4 protein-coding genes are annotated in these 3,404 nt (G+C 26.3%); all 4 read left to right on the top strand.

Annotated features, from left to right (window positions below; translation table 11 throughout):
- Window positions 1-34 precede the first annotated feature (34 nt).
- Window positions 35-250 (top strand): DUF2922 domain-containing protein, encoded by a 216-nt coding sequence (locus tag Q0G30_RS13945; protein ID WP_195514953.1) that lies wholly within the window; start codon window positions 35-37, stop codon window positions 248-250.
- Between the two features lie 237 nt (window positions 251-487).
- On the top strand, window positions 488-1,021 hold the full coding sequence (locus Q0G30_RS13940; protein ID WP_294391285.1) for a DUF2800 domain-containing protein: 534 nt from the start codon (window positions 488-490) through the stop codon (window positions 1,019-1,021).
- 35 nt (window positions 1,022-1,056) lie between these two features.
- Window positions 1,057-2,013 carry a hypothetical protein gene (locus Q0G30_RS13935; protein WP_294391282.1) on the top strand — a complete coding sequence of 319 codons (957 nt, stop codon included), beginning with the start codon at window positions 1,057-1,059 and terminating at the stop codon, window positions 2,011-2,013.
- 75 nt (window positions 2,014-2,088) lie between these two features.
- Window positions 2,089-3,404, top strand: a 1,316-nt coding sequence (locus Q0G30_RS13930; protein WP_294391277.1) for a DnaB-like helicase C-terminal domain-containing protein, incomplete at its 3' end; no start/stop codon positions are given.

The following is a 3,404-nucleotide window of genomic DNA, read 5'->3' as shown; positions in this document are numbered from 1 at the left end:
AATTCAAGAATAATAATATGGGGGTGCGTGAATTATGGAATATACATTAACAATGACTTTTTTAACTGAAAGTGGAGAGAAATCTAATATTTCAATTTCAGATGTTAAGGCTGGTATAACAAATGATGAGGTACAAGCTTTAATGGATAGCTTAATTGAAAATAATATCTTTGAAAATAAAAAGGGAGCTTTAGTATCAAAATACTCAGCTCAAGTAACTGAAAGAGCTGTTACAAAGTTTACTGTATAGTAAATTGAGTTAATTTAATAAGAATAGGTAGTAATAAGAATTATGAAAATAAGGCTTATTACTGCCTTTAAATCTTATAAAAATTTATTACAAGTTACCAACAAGAAAAAAGTGTGAAATTCTTAATACATATATAAGAATTTTTTAAAATTAAGTTAAGAAGTTTATTAAAAATATGAAAAAATTATGTTGTAATATATTACCAATAGGTAAAACAATTGAAGGGTGGAGAAATTTATGGAAAACAATTATATAGCAAATAAATTAAATGAAGAATTAGTAAGGGAAATGACTATATTAAAGCTAAAAAAACATTATGAGTTTATTGAAAGAGAAGAATTTAAAGAAGCAATAATAAATTTAAGATTAAAATATGGTTTTTCAGATTATGTAGAAATGATATCATTTATAGCCTTTAAAGTAATACTTGATAGAATAGAGGAACTGGAAAGTGAAAATGTAAGAGCTTTATTTAATGAAAATGTAGAAGTTCCAGATGGTGATGACTTTATTTCAAAAACTTGTGATGTAATTTTAATAGGAAGAGATGTTATAGAGGTAATTACTTTATTTTCAGCAAATGTTAATGTTATATCTGCATATGACAATGAGGAAGTTAAGCTTTTAGGAATAGGGGCTATAGATAAATTTTTATCTAGAATGGAGTGCAGCAAAATAAGGCTTATAGCAATTCAACCACATTTAAATTTATGCTCAATATATGAAACTACTGTAGAAAAAATGCTACATGAGTATGACTTTGATATTTAGGTAGTTAAAGTAAAGGTTTAAAGGGAGGAAATATAATGAATACTAATGGTCAAGTTATTACAAATGTTTTTAATGATAAAAATATTAATAAAGATGAAAGATATATGTTCTTAATGTTTATATCAATGATAAAAGAGGTTAAAGATGAGATTGCTATTTCAATTGCAACTTTGATGGATGCATTCCAAACTAAGTGTAAAAAAAAGATCTTAGGGATTTTAAAGTCCTTGGAGAATAAGGGATATATAGAAATAATAAAAAGTGTAGGAAGAACTAATAAATATAGAGTTATTAAGAATTATCTTCATACTATTGAAAATAACTTTGACCATAGTAATAAAGAAAACCAGTATAGTGATGAAAATCACTATGCTGGAGATTTTTATAATAAAAATACTAGTAGTAATATAGAACCAGGTAATGATATGACTAGTGGTAATTTAGATACTAGTAGTAATATAACCACTGGCAATATTGATACTGGTAACAAAATAACAAATGGTTATAATGATACCGGTAGTTATATTGAACCAGTTAGTAATGACTATGAAAAACATGCTCAACATAAGAGAAATAGCTATCTTGATGAAGATTGTATTTCTTTAGAATATGGGAAGGATAACTATGATTTAAATAATAATAAATATAATAAATATAATAATAAATTATATATAAATATATTTAATGCTTGGAATGAAACTGAAATTAACAATGAGAAAATATTGTATCCATCAATTAAAAATGCAATAGAATATGCAATTAATGTTTATGGAGAAAATGAAGTAATATTAGCTATAAAAAACTATAATGAAATTTATTATAGTGATCATTATTACGACTATAGCTGGAACTTAGTAAGCTTTTTAAGAAGAGAAAATGGGGTTAAAAGATTTCTAAATGATGGTGATATATGGCGTAATTATAGTCGTAAGCTTCAGAAAGAAAGAGAGAAAGAAAAGTTCAAGATAAATATTGAGGATTATATAGACTAGAATAAACTATTCCTGAACTGCAGGATAGAATAAAAACAATTAATTTATTTATAAGAGTACAAAGGGGAGAATTTTATGATGATGTTAAGTAATAATCAAATACAATTAGAACAAGAGATTTTAGGGTCTATGCTTAAAGAGAGTAGCCTTGCTATTAATGCTAGAGAGAAGATAAAGCCAGAAATGTTTTTATATTCTAAACATATGAGAATTTATTTAGGCATATTAGAGATGATTGAAGAAAAGCTAGAAATAGATTTAATAACTTTTTTAGAATACCATAAGAAGAATATTAATGAAATGGATGGAGTGAATTACGTTTCAGAGATATTTACTTGTAGTGCTAGTGATTTAGCATTTAACACAAAAATATTATTATTAATAAGCAATTATAAAAAGTACCTTTATCTTGAAGTTATGGATAAAGTAAATAGTGATATGGAGCTTGAGGAAATTGAAAATGAGATTGAAAATGTTAAGATAAAAATTCATAAGTGTAGTGTTAAAAAGGAAATAGATATAGACGCTCAGTATGATGAATATATAAATTGGCTTTATGATGAAAATAGGGACAAGGGAATAAGGTCTGGATTAGTATATCTTGATAAGTATTTAGGAAATTTTCAAAAGGGAAGGCTTATAACTGTATTTGCTAGAAGTGGAGTAGGGAAAACTACTTTTTCTCTGCAGCTTGCTTCAAACATGGCATTAAGTGGACATAAGATTTTTTATGGTAGTGCTGAAATGACTAGAAGTCAAGTTTTTAGTAAAATAGCAGGAAGTTACCTTTCATTATCTACTAAAGCAATTACTGAAGATACTATATTAAAAGGGGATAAGGATAGCATTGCTAATTTTATGGCTACATTAATAAATAAAAGAATTTATGTATCAACAGAAACTGATTTTGAAAAGTTTGTTAATGAAATTAAAGTTTATAAAATGCAAAATGAATTAGATGTTGTATTTGTTGATTATATTAATAAATATATAGATTTTTCTGATAAGGATCTTATGACTAATAGGTTAGGAAAAGTTAGTGGAGTACTTAAGACTCTTGCTATGGAAGAGGATATATGTATTGTTTTGTTAGCTCAAGCTAATAGAATAGTTGATAAAAAGGGTGGAGATATGGCTATTGAGAAAATTGATTCTAGTGATATTCAAGATAGTGCTAGAATTGAACAGGACAGTGATCAAGTTATAGCTCTCTATAGAAATATTAAGCTTGATGATAAAGCTTATAGGGATATGTTATTTAAGCAAGGAAAGTTAAAATATAATTCTAAAAATGCAGATGAAAATCCTGAATGTATGAATGCTGTTGTAATAAAAAATAGGCATGGGAGTAGGGGGACTTGTGCTTTAAAATGGAATGGTAGGTATTCTAG

This window comes from uncultured Clostridium sp. (genome assembly GCF_934754925.1).
GTDB lineage: Bacteria > Bacillota > Clostridia > Clostridiales > Clostridiaceae > Clostridium.
The sequence above is the reverse complement of the archived record's forward strand: the minus strand, read 5'-3'. Positions and strand labels throughout refer to the sequence as shown.

Bases quoted from the DNA above. Each gene is read 5' to 3' on its own strand.
- Q0G30_RS13945 (WP_195514953.1), top strand. From the start codon at position 35: ATGGAATATACATTAACAATGACTTTTTTAACTGAAAGTGGAGAGAAA.
- Q0G30_RS13940 (WP_294391285.1), top strand. From the start codon at position 488: ATGGAAAACAATTATATAGCAAATAAATTAAATGAAGAATTAGTAAGG.
- Q0G30_RS13935 (WP_294391282.1), top strand. From the start codon at position 1,057: ATGAATACTAATGGTCAAGTTATTACAAATGTTTTTAATGATAAAAAT.